This is a genomic window from Arcobacter sp., from assembly GCF_050300555.1.
In the GTDB taxonomy this organism is placed as follows: Bacteria; Campylobacterota; Campylobacteria; order Campylobacterales; family Arcobacteraceae; genus Arcobacter.
Genome location: NZ_JBNKXY010000008.1, coordinates 17,089 through 40,295, shown reverse-complemented (window position 1 = coordinate 40,295; position 23,207 = coordinate 17,089). Strand labels below are relative to the sequence as shown.

Genomic DNA, 23,207 nt, shown 5'->3' with positions numbered 1-23,207 from the left:
TATTCCTATTTTTAATATATACCCTTAAAATTTCTTAGCTAAGTATCAATAATACATCAAAAAATCTTAAAATATAAGAAACCTCTATTTTAATCTCTTTTTTAAATCTTCATAAAATTTTTCACTATCTATTTTTTCTTTAAAATATAGTTTTTCATTTGATTTTATAGTATCAATTAATATATCTTTACCTTGTAAGTTTACATTTTTTATCTCATCATATTTGATATAAATATTCTCTTCAAACTCTATATTAAATTGATTATTTATTATTGTAATATTATCTACACATAAACCTTTATATCTTGAGTGATAGTTATAAATTGTAGTACAAGAGTTTTTTTTATAAAACTCCTCTATCATATCTATATTGAAAGAATCAATATATAAAACCCATGCAATGGCTATAAAAAAAGGGGAAAGTAAAATTAGTATAAGCATTTATGTAAGTCCTTTTAATAAGTAAGGTGTAATTCTAACACTATACTCATTAAAAGGTTTTCAATTATTTAAGTATTTAATATACTCTTTTTTAAAAAGCTTTTATTAGCATATTTCTTACTTTATCTTGTAATTCAGGGTTTAAATTTAAAACACTCAATCCATGAAATATGTCAATTAGTTCAGCTTCATCAAATATAGTATTTCGTTCATCTATACTATAAATAACATCTATTTTTCCATAGTCATAAGTATCTACATTTGTCACTTTTACAGTAAATTCACTATTTGCATAAGTATTATCTTTAATATTTTTTATCATATCATCAATAAAACTTGAAGGGATATTATTACTAACAATAAAATTAATAAAAACCTTATTACTATTTATTTTTATAGAATCGATATCAACACAGTCATATTGCTCATAGATGATTTTATTACTTTTGCCAAACATATCATATAAAGGACATTTGTCAAGTACATTTTTCTTTTTTAAGTGGGGTAAAGCATCCATCATAGGAAAATAGTTATTAAATAATTTAATCTCTGAAGGAGTTGCTTTTGTTTTAAATTGTTCATAGTTACTATAAAAAAGTTTAGCGGAACTGCTCATATTTTCTATATTGTCATTATTTTGCTGATTATTATCTATCATTATCCCATACCCTTTAATATATTGGATTAATTATATATATCTAAAGTATATTTTAAAATGAAATTTTTGATAAATATAGGCAAATATAAGGCTAAAAATAGCGTTTTAAACTATTTTTAAGTAAAGTTATTCGTTTTCTCTCCAAATTGAATTTTGCTCCCAGTTTTCTATGAAGCCCATACTTTCAAGTTTTACTTTAGGATATTTTGATAATAAAGCTTTTATATTTGATTTAAACTCTAATTCATCTTCTCCTATACTTGTAAGAATATACTCAATTACACTCAATGCAAAAAAGATTTTATTTTTACAATCCTTCAAATTTTCAAAAGCTTCAAAACCTTTTGGTATTTCAAAACTAACTCCTAAGGTTCTATTCCAAAGCCTACTATGATGAGCACAAATATTTCTTACACCTGACAGAGCATGAAACCATTTATAAAAAACAAGTTTATTTACTCCCTTTATATTTTGGATAACAAGGTTTTGTTCTTCCTCTTTAAGTATCATAAAAAACTTTGATAATGTTCCAAAAGATATAATTTCTACTACGCTCCAAACTGGTAAATCAACTGAATTATACTTTTCTCTAAAATGTTTTATAAAAAACTCTTTTGAACGACTTTTTTCTTTTAAAATATCATCATGCAACTCATCAAATTTGTCAGCTTTGTTTTCTCTAAAATTTTTAAGTAATAAATAACCAAACGCATCATATTTCAAAGAATGAAAATAAGCTATTTGGGTTCTAAAATATATTTCTATACTTTCAATTGCTTCAAAAACAATCTTTCTTAATTCAGCATCAAAATAATACAAAGAAATTATATCTTCAAAAGAGTGCTCTGGTAAAAACATATTTTTCTTTTCACTATTTTTTGAATATTGAAAAGGTAAAAAGTAAGCACTAAGTCTATAATAATTTATATGCTTTAATTTTGTCAAAACAAAAGAATCATTTGAAATTTGCAATTTTCTTTGCTTTAAAATTTCTAATTGTTCATTAAAAGTTTTATGTTTTTTTTGATATGAATTTTCTTGATTTTTTATATCTTGTAGCTGTTCTTTGAAGTTAATCATAAAGAAAACCCCTTCTTTGGCACTTCATTGAGAGGTGGAGGGGGTGTGTTAATGAAATAGTAGCTTAGATTTTCTTTAGGTGCACTTAAAAACACTTATTACTCTTTAGATTAATTTCTTTTAATTATACTAAAGTTATATAAAAATTATCTTTTGTATTTAAAGAACTTAATTATAATATTCCAAATTTCTTTGAACATCTCTATTCCCTTCTTTTTGAAGTGTCAAGTATTTCTTGACAGTTGTATCAAAATCCAATTCATTTTCTTCAAATATATTTTGAGTATGTAAACTAATGTTTTGTTTAGTTGTTTAAAAAAGTTCCGCCATATCTTTTTGAGTTAGCCAAATATTCTCACCCTCAAGTCGAGTTTGTATATTTGTCTTCCCATCTTCTGTTTGATATATAAGTATGTTTGAATTAGTCATTTTGATAGTTTCCTTGAAATTGAAAATGATAGTTTGTGAAATGAATTATACCAATAAAAGCTATTAGTCTTTTAAAATATTTCACTTTGTAATATTTATATAAATTTTGATTTAACTAATTTTGAATCTCTCTTGAGCATCCTTCGGCTGTCTCGCTTTTTCACTTTTTACCCTTCGGGATTCAGTCACTAGCGCTCCGGCATGGTGGCAAAAAGTGAAGAAGCGAAGAACGTCAGTTCTTTAAAAGCGTAATAAAAGAAAAAAGATTTTTCTTTTATTTTTCTACAAGATTATACAAATCTTGTATTTCTTGTTGCCAAATCTCCTCATTAATAGTCTCTAAAACTAAAGGAATATCATCCATCCTCTCATCATTCATAATAAACCCAAAGGCATCCCAACCTATCTTTCCTACACCCAAACTATCGTGTCTATCAACTCTGCTACCTAAGTCTGGTTTTGAGTCATTTATGTGCATACCCATTAGGTATTTACTTCCTACAACTTCGTCAAACTCTTTCCACGTTTTATCGTAAGCTTCACGTGTTCTTATATCATATCCAGCTGTGAACATGTGACAGGTGTCTATACAAACTCCAACTCTACTTTTATCTTCTATTTTATCTATGATATAAGCTAGATGTTCGAACTTGTACCCTAAGTTACTTCCTTGTCCTGCTGTGTTTTCTATGACAAGTTTTACGTCATTTGTAGCATCTATTGCTTTGTTCATAGAAAGGGCTATATTATCTAAACACTCTTCTTCACTTATTTTTCGTAAGTGACTTCCTGGGTGGAAGTTTAGTCTATCTAGTTTTAGGATTTCACATCTTTGTAACTCATGGATAAAACTATCAAGGGATTTTTGTCTTGCTTCATTATCTGGATGACCTAAATTTATCAAATAACTATCGTGAGGTAAGATATGTTTTGTTTGTATTCCGCTTTTTTCTAACTCTTCAAACCATTTATCTATAGTTTTAGTATCTAACTCTTTTGCTACCCATTGTCTTTGGTTTTTTGTAAAAAGGGCAAAGGCTCGTGCACCTATTGCTGTTGCATTTATGGGTGCATTGTACACTCCACCACTTGCGCTTACATGTGCTCCAACATATTTCATTTTAGTTCCTAATATCTTTTTGGAGCGATTTTACTCAATCTTGGGTTTTATATTCCTTATTGTTTCATTTTAGTATTTTTAGAGGGTTAGCCCTCCTTTTAAAATCTACTTACAAAGTTTTTGGTTACTTCTTCTACTATATATTCCTGAAAGTGCTTTTTGTAAAATACGAATTTCATAACAAAATTTACCATTTGTTTCTCTCATATCTAATTTTCTCACTATTTCATATATATCTACAGATTTTGAATTTAAAAACTTCCCATTTACTGGTTTATGTTTTGATAAAAAGATTTTATCAACATCCAAAATATAATAACTTTGATACTCTTCACCATGATATTTAACTATATTATTTTCTAAAAATTCTATTCTAAAAGGCTCATCAAAACTATTATATAAACCAAAAGATATACTTGCTTTTTTATTTTCTAGATTACTCATTTCCCAAATTCCCAATATGCTTTTTTGAGGAATTGCAAAAATTGATGTTATAAAAAATATTATTAAAAAAATTATTTTCATAAGTAATACTTCTATTTATGGTTTTTATATAATTATTTTATGCCTATTTTTATTAAGATATACTTATATAACTAATCTATTATTAAGTGAAATATTTTAGAAGAAAGATATAGAACCTTTAAAGATTCTATATCATTGAAAGTTTTATTTTAAAAGCTTTCCCACTCATCATTATTTGATTTTTGTGGAGTTATAACTTTTGGCTCCTCTTTTTTTGTTACAGTTGGAGTTGATTTTGCAGAAACTGGTTTTTTAGGAACAAAACTAGAATCTACAGAAGATGTGCTCTCTTTAGCTTTTTTTGTCATGTTACTATGTGAACTTTTACCATCAAATCCATTTTTATTTACATTTTCAACAATATCATTTGCAATATTGTTTGTTTTTTGTGCAATATCATTTGTTTTATCTGCAATTGCAGCATTTTCTTGTGTAAATTTATCTAACTGCCCAACTGCATCAGCAATTTGTGTCATACCTATTGCTTGCTCTTTTGCAGCACTTGTAACATCATCTATTAATTTACTTGTTTCTACAATTTTAGCTTCAAGATGTGTAAATCCTTCAATCATTTTATTACTAATTGTTTTACCACTATTTGCTTTTACGGTAGCACTTTCAACTAAATTTTTAATCTCTTTTGCAGCTTCTGCTGAACGAGATGCCAAGTTTCTTACTTCTTGGGCAACTACGGCAAATCCTTTTCCAGCTTCTCCTGCAGTTGCTGCTTCAACTGCTGCATTTAGACTTAAGATATTTGTTTGAAATGCAATTTGATCAATCACTGTGATTGCTTCATTTATATTTAAAACTGTAGTATTTATATCTTCCATCGCTACAACAGTATCATTTGCAAGATTTTTACCTTGAGTTGCAGATTCTTTTGTTTCATTTGAAATAGTGTACATTTGTTGAGCTTTCTGATTTGTTTGTTCAATAGTACCTGTAATTTCATCAATTGAAGCAGCTGTTTCTTCCAATGAAGCAGCTTGAGAAGTGGCATTTGAACTTAATGTTCTTACATTTGATGTAAGCTCACTTGAACTCTCTTGTAATGATAAACCATCTTTTTGATTATCCCTTAACATATATGTAATCATTCTGTTCATTTCAATAATTTCTTTTCCAATTTTTCCAGAATTTCCCATATCTAATTTAGCTGTAAAGTCTCTTTTTACATAAGAAGATAAAGCTTCACTAATTTTATTTAAATCTTTTCCCACTAATTGTTCTAAATTTCCCAACATAGTGTTTAGAAGATTTTTTAATTCATTAAGAGAATCTGTACTTGTATTTTTGTCTATTCGTTTATCTAAATATCCTTCACCCACATAATTTACTACACTTTTAACATTTTCAAGAAATTCATTATCTTGATTTATTTCCTTTTGGATTTTATAGATATTTTCATTTATACTTTTTGCCATAATTCCAAATTCATCATTTGATTTGATTTCAATTGGTTCTGTTATATTAGTCTCTTTATTTAAATATAAGAAAAAACCATCAAGCCCTTTGCCAATTGAATTTAAATTAAAATTAAGCTTTTTAATACTAAAAATAACTACTCCAGCCATCAATAAAATCCCAATTAAAGCAGCTACTATAGAGAAATTTCTTATAAAGTAGGCATTTTGTAAATACTCATCTTCAGGCACAGTTAAAAATAAATCCCAATAAATACCTTCATCTCCAATAGCAACAGCTTTTGAATAATAAAAATTAACTAAGCCATTTTCTTCTAGTTCAGAAAAAGTTGCATCTTTGTTTTCTCGTGCTTTTTCCATTGCATTTTTGTATTTCTCTGTAGAAGGAGCTAAAATCCCTAATTTTTCTCTTACTGGATGAGCTAATGTGTATTTATGTTCTCCCACAAGGAAAAAGTATCCAGTGTTATAATATTTTGTCTCTTTTGCTTTTTTAGCAAAAGTTTCTAAGTTAATATCAATTCCTGCTACACCTACATATTGGTTATTATTATATATAGGTGTTCCAATACTTACCATAAGTACTTTTACTCCATTTACAGGGTATAAATATGGCTTAGTAATATATATTTTACCACTATCCATAGGACCTTTTACCCATTCATCATTTTCTGAATAAACAGCTCCTGGAGAGATTGTTATACCAACATCTGTTCTTGTAACATATGGGTTAAATTGCCCAGTTTTATCATAACCTTCTTTTCCTGCTAATTCATTATTTTCTGGAAAAAGCAATGTCTTATCTTTAATCTTAAACCAAGCACCCACGATAATATCATTATGATTTAAGATATCTTTGAAATATTGAATAACATCTTTTGTTTCTAATGGAATACCTGTTTTAAAAGGCGTTTCAAATTTTCTGGCCATCAAGCTAGTAATAAGAATTGTTTGCTCAACTTTCCCTTGTATTATACTAGCTTCTTTATATGCAGCTTCCTTCAAATACTGTTCAGCCTCTTGTTGTGAAGTTTCATATGAATACTTAATAACAAAAAACATTGTTATACCAAAAACAATAACCAGCGTACTTAACACTTGTAATAATAATTTATTACCAAATCCCATTTGAGCCTTCATCTTTTCTCCTAATATTAATTTTTCTTATACTATAATACCATACTATGGTTACAAATTAGCTCCCAATTGTAATATCTTGAAATAAATAAATATTAAGGTTATTTTATGATACTTGATTTTGAAGAAATAGACGACTTAAATAGATATAAAATTATATCAGATACTATTGTTCCAAGACCTATAGCTTGGATAGTAACAGAAGATAATGGGATTTTAAATGCTGCACCTTTTTCATACTTTATTCCAATATCAAGTAGTCCAGTAACATTGATTGTATCAATTGGAATAAAAGATGATGGAACGCCCAAAGATAGCTTAGCAAATATCTTAAAAACAAAAAAAGCAACAATATGTTTTGCAAATAAAGATAATCTTGATAAAGTAAAACTTTGTTCAACTATGCTAAAAAAAGAACAAAGTGAAATAGAAGAGTATGACATTGAAGTACAAAAGATACTTGAAGATTTTCCACCTATGATTTCCTCTTCTCAAAGTGCTCTGTTTTGTGAGTATTATGACACTGTTAAAATACCTGGAAAAACCACACCTCTTATTTTAGAAGTTAAAAAACAGTTTATTGAAGATGATAGAATCAATGAAAAAATGCACGTTACTGTGGAAAATATAGGAAGATGTGGAGCTTCCTTTAAAGCTATGGTAGACCTTTAAACCTTAGGTCTTACCATCTCTTCAGGTTTTACGTACTCATCAAACTCTTTTTCAGTAAGTATTTTTAATCTTAGTGCTTCTTCTTTTAAAGTTGTACCGTTTTTATGTGCAGTTTTTGCTATAAGTGCAGCCTTTTCATAACCAATATATGGATTTAGTGCAGTTACAAGCATCAAAGAATCATTTAAATATTTTTCTATATTCCTTTTATTTGCACTTATTCCAACAGCACAATTATCATTAAAAGCATTTAGTGTATCACTTAAAAGTCTAATTGACTGTAAAATATTATAAGCAATCACTGGCTTAAAAACATTTAATTCAAAGTTACCTTGACTTGCAGCTACACTTACTGTTGTATGATTCCCCATAACTTGAACAGCTACCATTGTCATAGCTTCACTTTGTGTTGGATTTACTTTTCCAGGCATGATTGAACTTCCAGGCTCATTTTCAGGGATCGTTAACTCTCCTATTCCACATCGTGGACCTGAAGAGAGCCATCTTATATCATTTGCTATTTTCATAAGATTACTAGCTAAGGCATTTAAAGCTCCACTTAAAAAAACCTCTCCATCATGGGAAGTCAAAGAGTGAAATTTATTTGGGTGGGATACAAACTTATATTTTGTATTCGTATTTAAATTCAAATTCTCACAAACAAGGTGTGAAAAATCAGGATAAGCATTTAATCCTGTCCCAACAGCAGTTCCCCCAATAGCTAGTTCAGTTATATATTTCATACTATCATCAATTTGATTTAAGGCTTTTTCTAACATCTCAACATATGCTGAAAACTCTTGTCCTAAAGTAAGTGGAGTAGCATCTTGTAAGTGGGTTCTTCCTATTTTAATAATCTCGTCGAACTCTTTTGTTTTATTTTCTAAAGTAGTTTTTAATTGATTGATTGCAGGAATTAATTGTATTTGAAGTTCCAATACAAAGGCTATTCTCATAGCACTTGGGAAAGTATCATTTGAACTTTGAGCTTTATTTACATCATCATTTGGATGAATTAGTTTCTCAAGTCGATAATCTTTTCCTAGAAGTTCAGTTGCCCTTGAAGCTATCACCTCATTTAGGTTCATATTTGATTGGGTTCCACTTCCTGTTTGCCAAACAACTAAAGGAAAGTTATCATCAAGTTTTCCTTGAATTATTTCATCACATACTTTACTTATAGCATCTTTTTTTTCTAAGGGAAGTTTATTTAAATCATAATTTACTATTGCACAAGATTTTTTCAAATATGCAAAGGCTTTTATAATCTCTTTAGGCATCTTTTCAATACCTATGGGAAAATTCTCCAAACTTCTTTGGGTTTGTGCTGCCCAGTATTTGTCAGCTGGAACTTTAATTTCACCCATAGTATCTTTTTCAAGTCTATAATCCATATTAATCCCTCCTTTTTACTAATTATATAGCAAAAAACAAAGGGATTACATAAAAAATTTATTTAACTATTTGATGTAATTTAGAACATTGAGATAACAATACATCTGAACCTGCCATATCTTGAACAATATCTTCAAAAGAGTGGAAGTGAGCATTGTAAACATAAATAAATATCTCATCACCTTTTTCTAAAAAGTTATGTTTTCCAAAATCACTATATGCAGTAGCCCCTGCTGCAATTAGTAAACCTTTGTGTTTATTCATATTTTTTATTAAAGGTGGTAAGCCTTCCAATGGACCAATTTCTTCTTGTGTATTAAACTTATCTATCATCCAATCTTTTAATTGGTTGAAAAAATAAGAATAAGAATTAACAGCACTTACTGCTCCATATTCATAAACCATTCCATCTCTTCTTATAAAAGAAGCAATATGGAATTTATTTAAGATTCCTTTTTCTGTGAAATCATCTATTTCAATAAACTCATGGGCAATCCCCTTTGAACCCATTCCCCAGTTCTTTTTTGTACTTAATTTATTTCCATCTTGAACTCTATTTGAGCAATCATTAAATGCACCAAAATATCTTGGCTTCAAATCTACTAATTTGTCATTTTCATATACAAAATCACAAATTAATCCAACTTCTGCCTCAACTTGTAATTGTTCTATACCATTATGATTTATCTCTTTTGTACATATTGGGAATTGACCTAAATAGCTTTCATCGTTTGGAAGATAAAAAGGAAATAAACCTTTTGGAGCATCTTTTTCTTCTGTTTTAATCACTGAAAACTCATCTGCTTCCCCTGCTTCTCCTAAGTGATTTGCAAAGTTTCCTGCAACACCAAAACCTAAATAATCTTTTAAGTCTTCTATATTAATATTATACTTATTCATTTTTTTTGCCTTTAATTTTAAAAAATTTATGACAATTTATTTTTTATTTTTGGGGTGATTATTTATTAGAGTGAGAATATTTTCGTGAAGTTTATGTGGGTAGTTAAAGATATTGTCTAAAAAAATCTACCAGCGGTACAAACTCTTCTCACTATTATTGGCGAGCATGACGAGTCTATTATTTAATAACATCATTTGTCCTTTTATTTAATTTCGAGATAAAAGGTTACTCCTCTTATCTAGAAACTTAGCTTAAAAAATAGAACTAAGAAAAAAATCTTTTCTCTACTTCATCTAAAAGTTTTGCTCCTGAAAATTTAGCTCTTTGAACTAACTCCCAAAAGTATCTATATGTTGCTCTATCGTGTAACTCACCGTCGTATTGGATTGGTCCCCACTCTGCATCTTGAGCATTTAATAAAATATTTTGTGCAGCTTCAAGTTCTGTAAAATCTGGTTTCATAGCATCAACGATAGCTTGTACTTGTGTTGGATAAATTGACCACATTCTCATAAATCCAAACTCATTTCTAGCACGCTCTGCATCTTTGTATGTTTGGTATGGGTTTTTTAAATCCAAAGTAACATTGTGACAAGGTATTACATGGTTTTGAATAGCTGCTTGTGCAACTCTTACTTTTGCCGCACCAATTAGTCTATGTTCAAATTGTCCTGGGCTTCTCATATTACTTGCTGGAATTGCACCTTGATAACCTGATACAAAATCCATAAGACCGAAATCTAATACTTGTAACCAAGGTAAAGTTGCAATTTTCTCTACATCTTGTAGTGCCCCATGGGTTTCAATAAGTACATGAATTGGAATCTCTTTTGAAATCCCAGCTTCACGTGCAACCTTTTGGATATATTCAACTTGAGTTTTTGCATCTTCATAACAAGTTGACTTTGGTAAAGTAATATATGCTAATTTTTCTCCTGTCCCTGGTACTAAAATATCAATATCTTGTCTCCAATCAGGATGTGAATGATCATGGATTCTAGTCCCTGCCATACCATATGGATTTGCATCAGAATTTACTACTCTAACTATCATATTGGCATGTTCAACTTCTTTTCCTGTCTCTGCTCCATCTTCACAATCACAAGTAATATCAAAAACTGGTCCTAATTTTCTTTGCATTTCAAAACCTTTTAGAATAAGCTTTTCGCTTCCTGCAAAGTGTTCACAAGTTGGTATAATTGGTAAAGATTTTCCTGAATCAAATAGTGCTTCATTTGGATGTGTCATAATATTTTCCTTTTTAAATTTCGTCCCTCAATTTTAAAAGGGATCTTTTATGTTATTTGTCTACTTTTTAGCACAATTTATAAAAAATTGTTAAAAGTAGCAAAACCTAAAGAAGGCAACGAGTTGCCTTTTACGTTAACTCTATTTTTGTTTTTTTGGTATAACTACAGTGTAGTCTAAGTCTAATACAACTTCTTTTTTATACTTTCCATTTTTATCAAAGCAAGTATCAAAAGTCTCTGGTCTTTGATTTTTAAGTGCAACTGTTCTAAGTCGCAATAAACCTAAATCTTCTCTTTTATGCTCAATTGTTTCAATTACTTCAGTGTAAGCATATATCGTATCACCTGCAAATGTTGGATTTGCATGTGCTCCACTGTTGATTGAATAAATCCATTGGGCATTTTGTAAACCATTAAAAGAGATACTTCTAGCAATAGAAATAACGTGTCCACCATACATAAGTCTTTGTCCCATTGGTGAACTTTTCATCATAAAATCATCAAAATGCACTTTTGCATTATTTTGATAAAGTTTAGTAGCTAGGGTATGGTCACTATCATCAATAGTAATACCTTCTGCATGATTTAATCTCTCTCCTACTTCATAATCTTCAAAGAAGTATTTTCCACCAGTAGCATCTGTATCAATACTTCCTAAAACTGGAATAGTTAATTCAGATGCTATAGCTTGAGTTTTTGCAAAAGTTGGAACTTCATTTATTCCACTCATTTCATCTTTATTTCTTTTATGAACCATAACCCATCTTTTAAGATTTAAAACCTCTTTTTCATCTTGGTTATATCCAATAGAGTGTACATAAACTACTCCACTTTTTCCATTTGAATTCTCTTTTAAACCAATTACTTCAGTTTCAAGTCTTACTGTATCTCCTACAAACACAGGATTTGGGAAAGATACTTCTGCATAACCTAAATTTGCAATTGCATTTAAAGAGATATCTTGAACAGATTTTCCAAATGTTAAATGAAACATCAATAAATCATCAAGTGGTTTTTTCTTATACCCCATTTTTTGTGCTAACAAATCAGATGAATGTAAAGCAAATCTACTTCCAGTAAGGGCAATGTAAAAAGATACATCACCATCACTTATAGTTCTTGGAAGTGGATGAACTATTTTTTGACCAATTTTAAAATCTTCAAAAAAGTTTCCAAAATTGATTTTAGTACTTATTTTAGACATTTCTTCCTCCCCTTATTTACCAAATAAATTTTGACCCAAAGATTTATATGTTTCATATAATGTAATCATCTTTTTAGCCCATTTAATTCTACAAATATCAACAAGTTTATCTTTATACAAAATAACTTCTCTACCATCTTTTACAGCATCTTCATATTGAGAAATCATCTCTTCAAACTCTTTTACTTCTTCTCTTTTTGGTGTAAATATATCATTAATATACTCAATTTGTACAGGGTGAACCAAAGATTTGCCATCAAATCCTAAATCAAAAGCATCTTTTGTAGAGTCTTCACAAGCAAACTCATCGTGAACATCATAATGAGGTCCATCAATTACTACTTTATTGTATGCTTTTGCTGCTAGTGCAATTTGAGAAAGATAATTAAACATTGCTTTAGCACCTTTTTTTACATCTATTTGAAGTCTATTTGCTAATTTATTTGAACCAGCAACAATAACTTCAACTCTTGGTGAAGCTGCACAAATTTCTTGAATATTTAATACAGCTAATGGTGTTTCAATCATAATCATCATAGTTAAATTTTCATCAACCTCATCAATTAATTTCACTGCTTCTAAAACATCTTCTTTTGTCTCTATTTTAGAAAATAGTAATCCATCTATATCAAGCTCTTTGGCAAGTTCTAAATCTTTTTTTAGATCTTCAGTTCCAAGATTATTTACTCTTATGATTCTTTCTGATTCACCAAATTTAGCACCATCTTCTTTATAAACTTCACTTAATACAGTTCTTCCTGATTCTTTCTGCTCTGTTAAAATAGCTTCAAGGTCAAAAATTACACTATCAGCTAAAACTGTTTTTGCTTTTTTTACATACTTTTTATTATATGAAGGTACAAAAAGAAGTGATCTTCTAGCTTTGTATTCTAAAATCTCTTCACCAATACTAGCTGCTGTCTCTTGCTCTTGGATATTTTTAACAAGTTGTTTTCTAAGAACTTTTCCATTTTTTGTTCTTGGATAATCTCTCATTGTAAATATTCTTTTTGGAGCTTTGTATTTAGCTAAGTTATCTTGTGAAAATTTTAATATCTCTTCTTCTTGCTCTGTAGTTAACTCCTCATGTCCAATTACAGCAATAGCTACTAAAGTCTTGTCTTTTTCAATATCTAATCCAAAAGCAACACAATCAGCTACTAAAGGATGAGTTTTTACAACTCTCTCAATCTCATGTGGAGAAACTCTAAAGCCAAAAGTATTGATAATATCATCTTTTCTACCTATAAACCAGATATATCCATCTTTATCTCTTTTTGCATAATCTCCTGTAAAAAAGTATCCATCATGTTTAGCTTTTGAAGTCTCTTCTTCAAGTTGCCAATATTCCAAAAATAACCCTGGGTCATCAACTCCAATACAAATCATACCCTCTTCTTCTAATCCAACTTCTTCCAAAGTATTTGGGTCTATTAGTTTTACGATATGTCCTGGTTGTACAAATCCTGCACTTCCTGGTCTTATTGGATTATTAACAGAGTGTGAAATATAATAAGAACACTCACTCATACCAATTGCTTCATAAATATCTTGCTTAAACTTCTCTCTCCAAAGCCCCAACATCTCATCAGATAGATGCTCACCAGCACTCATGCAGTATCTTAAACTTGGACAATCTTCAATTGTAAAATCTGTTTTTTGGATAATTTGTCTATAGATTGTTGGAACTCCAATAAAAATAGTACATTGGTGTTTTTTAATTAAATTAATCCAAGTTGTTGCGTCATTTGCACCTTCATATGCAATAACAGTATGACCATTATATAAGGGATCCATAAGTGCTGAACCTAAAACATATGTCCAGTTAAATTTTCCAGAGTGCATGATTCTATCATTTTGTTTGAAATTAAACCAATACTCTGTTGCTGGTGTTCTTCCTACAAGTGATCTATGTGAGTGTAAAACTCCCTTTGGATAACCAGTTGTTCCTGATGTATAAACTAAATATGCTGGCTCACCTGATTTTGATTTATAGTGATTTGGCGTTGCATCACCATTTTTTAAAATATCATTTAAAGCATAAACATTTATACTTTTTGGTTTTACTAAATCCTCAACACTATCAATTGCTGCAACAATAATTGTTTTTAGATTATCTATATTTTCTAAATATGGCACCAAATTTTCATACATAGAAGCAGATAAAACAATAGCACTTGCTTGTGAATCTTCAGCAAGATATTTAACTTCTGAACCACTTAAAAGTGTTGAAGTAGGAACTGCAATAATTCCAGCTTTGATTGCTCCAAAAAATGAGATTGGATAAGCAAGTGAGTTTTTTAAACAAACTAAAACCCTATCTCTAGCACCTATTCCAATACTTGTAAGGAAATTTGCAACTTGGTCAGATTTTGTAGCTAAATCTTTATATGTGATTTCATCAGTACCTTTGTTTTCATCTTCAATTATCATTGCTGTATTGTTCTCATTTGCTGTTCCAACATGAGCAGATGTACAAGCAACCCCAATATTTAAAAATTCAGGTACTTCGATTTTAATAGTTGAACTCATAATTTTCTCCTTACTATATTTGACCATAAGGCCAGTTTTCTTTAAATGTATGTAATGGCATTTTATTTAATACTGTTAATGCAAAGTTTTGATCATCTTTACTTAAACTTCTAAGAGCATACCCTCTTAAAAGATTTTGCAATGATTTACCAAACATTGGTGGATCTAACATCTCACCTTTATATCTAATTGCCCCACTTAATAAAGCATCCGCTTCAAGTGCAGCTTTTAAAATATTAATATCATTTTCAATCTCTTTAGGACTAGGTGTAAATGCAACTTTACAAATATTGATATGATTTGGAGTAATAACTTGTTTACCTGTTAATCCCATAGCTGTTTCTCTTTTTGCATGTTCATAAACATATCTTGAAGCATCATCACCATGTAAATCTAACCATCTTCTAATATCTTTTTTCTCAACACAAGAATCTGGTAAAGAGTTTGGAGTAAGTAAAACTTCAACCCCACCAATTACACCTTTTCCTTTAATTCTTGCTTCCATTGTAAGCATATTAAAAAAAGTCTCTAACTCATCAATCCAACCCTCTGGTGTGATTTTATATGCCATTGCTTTTGAAAAGTCATGGATACCAAATACCACGTGTTGAACAGTTGAGTGACTCATAAGTTTATCAGCTATTTGAAGTGATTTTGGATGTTCTATAATTGGTTGAATTTGTAAATTACTACCAATAGAAACTAACCAAGATGATAAATCTCTAATTTCAGCATCCCCATAAACTTCACCAGCTTTTGCTAAAACTATTGCATCAATATATTGATGAACTTGTTTTAACATTTTTAAATCCTCTTCATACTCATCTGTTCTAAAAGGATTTATTCTAATTGCTATTTGAAAATCTCTTTGCGGGAATTTTGGTAACTCTTGTATTAAAAGCTCTCTACTCATAGCCTTTTTTCTACAACCATCTTCCAAATCAAAAAGCACTGTGTGTGCTTTTGTTTTATAAGCATGTTTTTGAAGTCTTAGTTTTGCTTGCTCCATAGTTTCATAGCTTCCATCCAATGGATTATATTTAATTGGAGGGTAATAAATCTGAATTCCAGGCCAATGCCCACCTAATACTGGTTTTAAATCATCATTTGCAGTTAATTTTGATAAATCTATTATAGACGAAGTCATGATATTTACCTTTTATATTTAAATTTTTTTATTACTTTTTATATAGTAATACCTCTTCTTGTTGGAGAATTAATCCATACATGAAATAAACTCAAATATAAATTCAATTATTAATTTCTAAATTAAGTTTTTCTTTATAAAGCTCCAAAATAGCCATTTTATTGTACTTTTTAAAATACAACTTTTTATGAGTTTCACATAGTGAGAAATTTTTTTTCAAAACTCTTAAAAGATGAAATTAAATCTTTTCAATTTGTACTTTAAATTATATATTTGTTCTTTCACGGAACAGTCCAAGAAAATTTTAAGTTTAGAAGAAAGAAAAAAAGGCAATTTAACCAAAAAATGTTAAAATTAGAAAAATCAAATTAAAAGAAACACTATTGCAAAATCAAAATAAATCACTAATAAAAGGCTTATCAATACTTAAGTCTATTATGAAATCAACTAAACCTTTAACGGCTAATTACCTATGCCAAACCCTTGATATAGACAAAAGTACAATGTCAAGACTTATCACAACTCTTGTAAGTGAAGGTTTTATAGAGTATGTTGAAAACTCAAAGGAGCTTGTATTAAGTGATATTATGAAAAATATATCCCAAAAAGAGATAAGGGATAAAATAGTAGGAAAAACAAGTGCTTTACTTGATGAGATTTTTTATTTAACGGATGAGTGTTCATATATTGGAATACTTGATAATAATGCTGTTTTATACTTAAATCAAGTGGATAAATCAAATAGAGTTTTAAAAACAAAAAATTCAATTGGACTACATGCTCCACTTCATACAAATGCTTTTGGTAAAATTTTATTAGCTTTTGAAAAGATAGATTTAAAAACTTTAGACTTAAAAAAATATACTGTAAATACTATTACAACTGTAACTAGACTACAAAAAGAGATTGACTTGGTGAAACAAAGAGGTTATGCCATTGGTTTTGAAGAGTATGAATTTGGACTTTTTTCAATAGCAGTACCATACTTCAATAACAAAAGAGAGTTTGTAGGTACTATTGGTATTTCAGGATTATCAGCAAGGGTAAATCAAGATAGTTGTCACGAAATAGCTAAACAAATCTTTAATCTTGTAAATCCTGTTATCTAATCTTTTTTTATTTTTATTAAAATATTATGTTCTTTATCCCTAAAAACTGTCTCTTTATTGTTGTTATCAAAAATTGATTTTAAAAAATCTTCTTTATATGAACTGTGTAAATATTTTTTATTGAATTGTTTTAAATCTTCACACTCAAACATTGATTGACAAACTTTATCTTCATATATTTTCAAATCCAAAACAGTTTTACCAGCACTGTATATTTGAACTTGAGTATAACTATCATACTTATAAATAAAGCCTTTATCATAAAATTTCATAGTAGGTGTTTTTATCAAAATAGTAGCACTTGAGGAATTAATAACTTGCTTTTGTGCACATGATGAGAAAAAGAAAATCACAATTAATAGTGATATAAATATTTTCATGAAAAGTACTTCTCCTTTGATTTTGAAAATAATTTTACTATAATACGATTAAATAAAGGATTTAAATGCTTGTTCATATATGTTGTTCAGTTGATAGTCACTACTTTTTAGAAAGACTTCAACAAGATTTTCCAGATGAAAAATTAGTTGGTTATTTTTATGACCCAAATATTCATCCATACAATGAATACCTACTTAGACTAAAAGATGTGGAGTACTCTTGCCAAAAATTAGGTATAGAATTACTTGAAGGTCCATATAATCTTGAAGAGTGGCTAAAAAAAGTAAAAGGTCTAGAAAATGAACCAGAAAAAGGGGATAGGTGTACGGTTTGTTATGATGATAGATTGGAAACAAGTGTAAAAAAAGCTGTTGAATTAGGACATGATAAATTTACAACTACCCTTCTAATTTCTCCTAAAAAATCCCAAGAAAAACTTGAAATTATTGGAAATGATTTAGAAAAAAAATACGGTCTTAAATGGATATTCAAAGATTATCGAAGTGGTAAAGGGATGGAAGAGCAAGCTAAAGTTGTAAAAGAAAACTCATTTTATAGACAAAACTATTGTGGTTGCTTATTTGGATTAAGTGCCCAAAGGGAAAACCAAGATAAAATCATTGATGAGATGTTTTTACCCCTTTCTAATCAAACTTTGCCCCAATCAATTGAATACAGATTAAATTTATACAACAAAAGAACAAATTTAGAAGAGACAAATATTCCATATAGAATCATAAAACAAAGATTTCTAAACTATAGACTTCTAAATGCAAAAGTTAAAATTGATGGGGAAATTATACCTTCATATTTTCTTTGTTATTCAACAATAAATAGGGGTAAAACAAATGCCAAAATAGCATTTGAAAAAGCAGAAATATACTATTTGAACAAAGATGAAGTTAAACTTTTAAGTATAGATACTTTTAATGACATTACCCAATCACACTACCGAAATGTAAAAGATTTGATGTATCATCCATTAACTTTTGAAGCTGAATTAAAAGTAAGAAATGATATCACCCAAAATCCTTATGGACTATCTGCAATTATAATTATAGATGAAATAATAGATGGTAAATATGATATTACTATCGATGCAAAAGTATATGATGATACAAAAGAGGTAATTATATAAATGAAACTTCTTGTAAGTGCAATGGAAACATCATCAAATATCCATTTAGCTGAATTAAAAAAACATCTAAGCGAAGATGTGGAACTTTTTGGCATCTTTGATAAAAAACTTGGAAATCCTAACTATGATATTGAACAACTTGCTATCATGGGTTTTGTTGATGCTATAAAAAGATTACCATTTTTCTTTAAACTAAAAGATGAGATGGTAGAACTTTCACAAAAAGCTGACAAAGTTTTACTTATGGATTCATCAGGATTTAATCTTCCTTTAGCAAAAGCTATCAAAAAAAAATATCCAAATAAAGAGATTATTTACTATATCCTTCCTCAAGCGTGGGCTTGGAAAAAGGGAAGAATTCCTAAGATTGAAAAATATTGTGATAAACTTTGTTCTATCTTACCCTTTGAAAAAGACTACTATACACAAAAAGAAAAAATCAATTATGTCGGGCACCCCTTACTTGATGAAATAAAAGACTTTAAAACTGAAGCTTCAAATACTAATAAAATAGCGTTTATGCCTGGAAGTAGAAAAAATGAGATTATAAATCTTATGCCAATTTTTAAAGAACTAATTAAGCATATCCCAAATAAAGAGTATATTTTAATTATTCCTTCAAAATTTGATACAGAATATATTAAAACTCTTTATGGAGACATATCAGCATTTACTATCTCAAATGATGCCCATAACAGCCTAAAAGAAGCTGATTATGCTTTTATTTGTAGTGGTACAGCAACCCTAGAAGCAGCACTAATTGGAACACCTTTTACACTTAGTTATATTGCTAAAAAACTAGATTATTTTATTGGTTCACGTCTTGTTAAACTTCCAGCTGTAGGATTAGCTAATATTTTCTTTTCAAAGATGGGAAAAGGTTTAATTCATAGTGAATTTTTACAAGAAAATGTAACTGTTGAAAACCTTTTAAATGATTATAAAAAAATGGATACAAAGAAATTCATAGAAAATTCAAAAATACTTAGAGAGTATCTAAAATTTGGAAGTTCCAAGAATGTGGCTCATATAATTCAAAACTAATTTATATTTTGATAAAATATATGCCTTAAATAAAAATATATAGGAAAATTGATGTTAGACGTTACACAGATTCAAGAGATACTTCCACATAGATACCCTTTTTTACTTGTAGATAGAATTACAGAGATGGAAAAAGGTAAAAGTGTTATTGGTTTCAAAAATATCTCTATTAGTGAACCTGCTTTTATGGGACACTTTCCAGGACATCCTATTTATCCAGGAGTTTTAATCCTAGAGGGTATGGCACAAGCTGGAGGAGTTTTAGCACTAAAAAGTAATGATTTATCAAAAGAAGAATTACAAAATAAAGTTATCTATTTTATGAGTATTGATGGGGCAAAATTTAGAGCACCAGTTAAACCTGGTGATAGACTAGAATATAGAATTGAAATAAAAAAATTAAGAGGGACATTAATTGTACTTGAGGGTAAAGCTTTTGTTGATGATAAGTTAGTCGCTGAAGCTGAATTAAAAGCTATGGTAATGGATAAATAGGTTACTTGATGAATAACATCCATAAAACGGTTATAATAGAAGATGGTGCAATTATTGGTGATAACGTAACTATTGGTGCCTATACAATCATAGGTGCTAATGTAAAAATTGGTAATGGAAATATTATTGGTTCACATTGTGTTATTACTGGAAAAACAACAATTGGTGACAATAATAAGATTTACTCCCACGCAGCACTTGGAACAGATCCCCAAGATTTAAAATTTGAGGGTGAAGAAGTTGAATTAATCATTGGTAATAACAATAAAATTAGAGAATTTACACTTTTTAACCCTGGTACTAAAGGTGGTGGTTCTATCACAAGAATTGGTGACAATAACCTTTTTATGGGATATGTTCACGTTGCACATGATGTAATTATTGGAAATCATTGTGTATTTGCAAATGTTGCAACACTTGCTGGTCATGTTGAAATTGATGATTATGTAGTTGTGGGTGGATTAACTCCAATTCATCAGTTTTGTAAACTAGGAAGCCATGTAATGGTTGGTGGAGGTTCTGTTGTAACTCAAGATATCCCTCCATTTTGTTTAGCGGAAGGAAATCGTGCAAATCTTAGAGGTCTAAATCTTAATGGATTAAGAAGAAGATTAGATAGAGATGATATAAATGCTGTAAAAAAAGCATATAAAGAGATTTTTGAATCAGGACAGCCTATACAAGAAGTTGCTAATGAATTAGTAAGAACTCAAGATAATAAATATATTTTAGAATTAGCAAATTTTGTTATTAATACAAAAAGAGGTATTCCTTTTATTAGAAAGCAGGAGAAATAAATCGAATGAGTAAATTAAAATGTGATTTTTGTGGGGCACAAGATAGTAATGTAAATCCAGTTATATCTGGGGACAATGCTTCTATTTGTAAATCTTGTGTAAGCGCTGCTTTTGATATAATGAGCGGAAAAGAACCTGCAGATGACGAACAGTTTTCAAACAATGAAACAGAACAAAAAGCAATTGAACTAAAACTTCATACTCCAAGTGAATTAAAAGCTTTACTTGATGATTATGTTGTAGGACAACATAGAGCTAAAAAAGTTTTATCAGTTGCTGTTTATAACCACTATAAAAGAATTTTTAGAAAAAATGAAATAGGTGAAGATACTGAAATAAATAAATCAAATGTCTTACTTATAGGACCTACAGGTTCTGGAAAAACATTACTTGCACAAACTATTGCTAGATATTTAGATGTGCCTTTAGCAATAGCAGATGCAACAAGTCTAACAGAAGCTGGTTATGTGGGTGATGATGTTGAAAATGTTATTACAAGACTTTTACAAGCAGCAAATGGTGATGTAAAAAAAGCAGAAACTGGAATTATTTTTATTGATGAAATTGATAAAATTGCTAGAATGAGTGAAAATCGTTCAATCACTAGAGATGTATCAGGAGAAGGTGTTCAACAAGCTATGCTTAAAATCATAGAAGGAAGTGTTGTAAATGTTCCACCAAAAGGTGGAAGAAAACATCCTGGTCAAGATATGATACAAGTTGATACTACAAATATTTTATTTATTTGTGGTGGGGCGTTTGATGGACTTGAAGATATTATCAAAAGAAAAAAAGGTAATAATGTTTTAGGTTTTAACCAAACTAAAAAAAGTAAAAAAGATGATGATGGACTTATCTCTTTAGTTGAAGCAGATGATTTGGTAAAATATGGTTTAATTCCAGAGTTAATTGGAAGATTACATATGATTGCTACATTAAATGAAATCACTGAAAATGATATGGTTCATATTTTAACTGAACCAAAAAATGCTTTAGTAAAACAGTATATTAAATTATTTGAAATGGATAAAGTAAATCTAGAATTTGATAAAGATGCACTTCTTGAAATAGCTAAAAAAGCTATTGAAAGAAAAACAGGTGCTAGAGGTCTTAGATCAATTTTAGAAGATATTATGTTAGATATTATGTTTGATTTACCAAACTACAAAGATAAAACTATTACTATTACAAAAGATGTAGTAAGTGATAAAAAAGAACCAAAAATTGCTTAATTTAAAAAGGAGAAAGAGTATATGTTTTTAGACAAATTAATTGGATTTTTTTCAAGTGATATGGCTATCGACTTAGGGACTGCTAATACTATCGTTTCTGTAAAAGGAAAAGGTATTATTATCAATGAACCTTCAGTTGTTGCTGTTCAACATGATAAATATGGAAAAGATAAAATATTAGCAGTGGGTGTTGAAGCTAAACAAATGATAGGTAAAACACCTTTAAATATTCAAGCTGTAAGACCAATGAGAGATGGAGTTATTGCAGACTTTGAAATGACAGAGAGAATGATTAGATATTTTATCGAAAGAGCTCACTCAAGAAAATCTTTTATAAGACCTAGAATCATTATTTGTATTCCATATGGAATTACACAAGTGGAAAGAAAAGCTGTAAAAGAATCAGCACTAAGTGCAGGAGCTAGAGAAGTATTTCTTGTAGAAGAACCAATGGCAGCTGCAATTGGTGCAGGTATTCCTGTTTCTGACCCTTCTGGTTATGTTGTTGTTGATATTGGTGGTGGTACAACTGAAATTGGTGTTACATCTCTTGGGGGACTTGTTCTATCTAAATCAATTAAAACAGCTGGAGATAGATGTGATAAAGCTATCATGGATTATGTAAGACAAAACTACAATTTATATATAGGGGAGCGAACAGCTGAAACTATCAAAATAGAAATAGGAACGGCTGTTAAACTTGACCAAGAGTTAAAAATCAGAGTAAAAGGTAGAGATAATTCTGGATTATTATCTACTATTGAATTAGGTTCTGAGGGTGTTAGAACAGCTATTAAAGAACCTCTTAGAGAAATCGTTGCAGCAGTTAGAAGCGTATTAGAAGATATGCCACCTGATTTAGCAGGAGATGTTGTTGATAATGGTGTTACATTAACTGGTGGTGGAGCTCTAATTAGAGGTTTAGATACTTATTTAGCTGACATTATTAAATTACCTGTAAAAGTTGCTGAAGAGCCACTTTTAGCTGTTGCTTATGGTACAAGTAAAGTGTTGGATGAGGAAGCTTTATTAAAATTAATTTCTAATGAATAAAATACTCTTTTTTCTTCTTTTTATTATAATGACTGGTCTA

The 23,207-nt window shown here is 29.3% G+C and carries 21 protein-coding genes; 8 read left to right on the top strand and 13 right to left on the bottom strand.

Going from position 1 to position 23,207, the window contains the following annotated elements; all coding sequences use genetic code 11:
* Window positions 1-84 precede the first annotated feature (84 nt).
* The 6 genes from ACQY5W_RS07460 to ACQY5W_RS07435 form a co-directional block, all read right to left on the bottom strand.
* Entirely contained in the window at window positions 85-441 is a 357-nt protein-coding gene (locus ACQY5W_RS07460; RefSeq protein WP_428024334.1) for a hypothetical protein, read from the bottom strand.
* A gap of 91 nt (window positions 442-532) precedes the next feature.
* The gene (locus tag ACQY5W_RS07455) at window positions 533-1,099 is read right to left on the bottom strand and encodes a hypothetical protein (protein WP_428024333.1); all 567 of its coding nucleotides are present in this window, start codon (window positions 1,097-1,099) and stop codon (window positions 533-535) included.
* Window positions 1,100-1,225: 126 nt separating this feature from the next.
* Entirely contained in the window at window positions 1,226-2,179 is a 954-nt protein-coding gene (locus tag ACQY5W_RS07450; RefSeq protein WP_428024332.1) for an Abi family protein, read from the bottom strand.
* A 703-nt stretch (window positions 2,180-2,882) separates the two neighbouring features.
* The gene (gene nfo / locus ACQY5W_RS07445; protein ID WP_428024331.1) at window positions 2,883-3,728 is read right to left on the bottom strand and encodes a deoxyribonuclease IV; all 846 of its coding nucleotides are present in this window, start codon (window positions 3,726-3,728) and stop codon (window positions 2,883-2,885) included.
* A 105-nt stretch (window positions 3,729-3,833) separates the two neighbouring features.
* Window positions 3,834-4,253: a hypothetical protein gene (locus ACQY5W_RS07440; RefSeq protein WP_428024330.1), complete on the bottom strand. Its 420-nt coding sequence runs from the start codon at window positions 4,251-4,253 to the stop codon at window positions 3,834-3,836.
* A gap of 149 nt (window positions 4,254-4,402) precedes the next feature.
* Window positions 4,403-6,820 carry a methyl-accepting chemotaxis protein gene (locus tag ACQY5W_RS07435; protein ID WP_428024329.1) on the bottom strand — a complete coding sequence of 806 codons (2,418 nt, stop codon included), beginning with the start codon at window positions 6,818-6,820 and terminating at the stop codon, window positions 4,403-4,405.
* Between the two features lie 105 nt (window positions 6,821-6,925).
* On the opposite strand from ACQY5W_RS07435, the gene ACQY5W_RS07430 reads away from it, so the two are divergent.
* Entirely contained in the window at window positions 6,926-7,489 is a 564-nt protein-coding gene (locus ACQY5W_RS07430; protein ID WP_428024328.1) for a flavin reductase family protein, read from the top strand.
* Here the strand turns inward: ACQY5W_RS07430 and fumC are convergent.
* The 6 genes from fumC to ACQY5W_RS07400 form a co-directional block, all read right to left on the bottom strand.
* On the bottom strand, window positions 7,486-8,883 hold the full coding sequence (gene fumC, locus ACQY5W_RS07425; RefSeq protein ID WP_428024327.1) for a class II fumarate hydratase: 1,398 nt from the start codon (window positions 8,881-8,883) through the stop codon (window positions 7,486-7,488). The two genes, ACQY5W_RS07430 and fumC, sit on opposite strands and share 4 nt — an antisense overlap.
* A 58-nt stretch (window positions 8,884-8,941) precedes the next feature.
* Window positions 8,942-9,784 carry a DUF5718 family protein gene (locus tag ACQY5W_RS07420; RefSeq protein WP_428024326.1) on the bottom strand — a complete coding sequence of 281 codons (843 nt, stop codon included), beginning with the start codon at window positions 9,782-9,784 and terminating at the stop codon, window positions 8,942-8,944.
* A 265-nt stretch (window positions 9,785-10,049) separates the two neighbouring features.
* A complete protein-coding gene (locus ACQY5W_RS07415) occupies window positions 10,050-11,033 on the bottom strand; it encodes an HpcH/HpaI aldolase/citrate lyase family protein (RefSeq protein WP_428024325.1) in 984 nt (327 codons plus the stop codon).
* 141 nt (window positions 11,034-11,174) lie between these two features.
* A complete protein-coding gene (locus ACQY5W_RS07410) occupies window positions 11,175-12,239 on the bottom strand; it encodes a MaoC family dehydratase (RefSeq protein ID WP_428024324.1) in 1,065 nt (354 codons plus the stop codon).
* Window positions 12,240-12,251: 12 nt separating this feature from the next.
* Window positions 12,252-14,771 (bottom strand): aldolase/citrate lyase family protein, encoded by a 2,520-nt coding sequence (locus ACQY5W_RS07405; RefSeq protein WP_428024323.1) that lies wholly within the window; start codon window positions 14,769-14,771, stop codon window positions 12,252-12,254.
* A gap of 13 nt (window positions 14,772-14,784) precedes the next feature.
* Complete coding sequence (locus ACQY5W_RS07400; protein WP_428024322.1) at window positions 14,785-15,918, bottom strand: HpcH/HpaI aldolase/citrate lyase family protein; 1,134 nt, start codon at window positions 15,916-15,918, stop codon at window positions 14,785-14,787.
* A 383-nt stretch (window positions 15,919-16,301) separates the two neighbouring features.
* Here ACQY5W_RS07400 and ACQY5W_RS07395 point away from each other — a divergent pair, with 383 nt between their 5' ends.
* Window positions 16,302-17,027 carry an IclR family transcriptional regulator gene (locus tag ACQY5W_RS07395; RefSeq protein ID WP_428024321.1) on the top strand — a complete coding sequence of 242 codons (726 nt, stop codon included), beginning with the start codon at window positions 16,302-16,304 and terminating at the stop codon, window positions 17,025-17,027.
* On the opposite strand, the gene ACQY5W_RS07390 is transcribed toward ACQY5W_RS07395, so the two are convergent.
* On the bottom strand, window positions 17,024-17,407 hold the full coding sequence (locus ACQY5W_RS07390; RefSeq protein WP_428024320.1) for a hypothetical protein: 384 nt from the start codon (window positions 17,405-17,407) through the stop codon (window positions 17,024-17,026). The two genes, ACQY5W_RS07395 and ACQY5W_RS07390, sit on opposite strands and share 4 nt — an antisense overlap.
* A gap of 65 nt (window positions 17,408-17,472) precedes the next feature.
* Between ACQY5W_RS07390 and ACQY5W_RS07385 the strand changes: the two genes are divergently transcribed.
* The 6 genes from ACQY5W_RS07385 to ACQY5W_RS07360 are packed head-to-tail and all read left to right on the top strand — an operon-like array spanning window position 17,473 to window position 23,167.
* Window positions 17,473-18,546, top strand: coding sequence for an epoxyqueuosine reductase QueH (locus ACQY5W_RS07385; RefSeq protein ID WP_428024319.1), 1,074 nt, complete (start codon window positions 17,473-17,475; stop codon window positions 18,544-18,546).
* Entirely contained in the window at window positions 18,547-19,590 is a 1,044-nt protein-coding gene (gene lpxB, locus ACQY5W_RS07380; RefSeq protein WP_428024318.1) for a lipid-A-disaccharide synthase, read from the top strand. It abuts the gene before it with no gap.
* A 51-nt stretch (window positions 19,591-19,641) separates the two neighbouring features.
* Window positions 19,642-20,085: a 3-hydroxyacyl-ACP dehydratase FabZ gene (gene fabZ / locus ACQY5W_RS07375; RefSeq protein WP_428024317.1), complete on the top strand. Its 444-nt coding sequence runs from the start codon at window positions 19,642-19,644 to the stop codon at window positions 20,083-20,085.
* A gap of 8 nt (window positions 20,086-20,093) precedes the next feature.
* On the top strand, window positions 20,094-20,882 hold the full coding sequence (gene lpxA / locus ACQY5W_RS07370) for an acyl-ACP--UDP-N-acetylglucosamine O-acyltransferase (RefSeq protein WP_428024316.1): 789 nt from the start codon (window positions 20,094-20,096) through the stop codon (window positions 20,880-20,882).
* Window positions 20,883-20,887: 5 nt separating this feature from the next.
* Window positions 20,888-22,114 carry an ATP-dependent Clp protease ATP-binding subunit ClpX gene (gene clpX, locus ACQY5W_RS07365; RefSeq protein WP_428024315.1) on the top strand — a complete coding sequence of 409 codons (1,227 nt, stop codon included), beginning with the start codon at window positions 20,888-20,890 and terminating at the stop codon, window positions 22,112-22,114.
* A gap of 21 nt (window positions 22,115-22,135) precedes the next feature.
* A complete protein-coding gene (locus tag ACQY5W_RS07360) occupies window positions 22,136-23,167 on the top strand; it encodes a rod shape-determining protein (RefSeq protein WP_428024314.1) in 1,032 nt (343 codons plus the stop codon).
* Window positions 23,168-23,207: the final 40 nt, after the last annotated feature.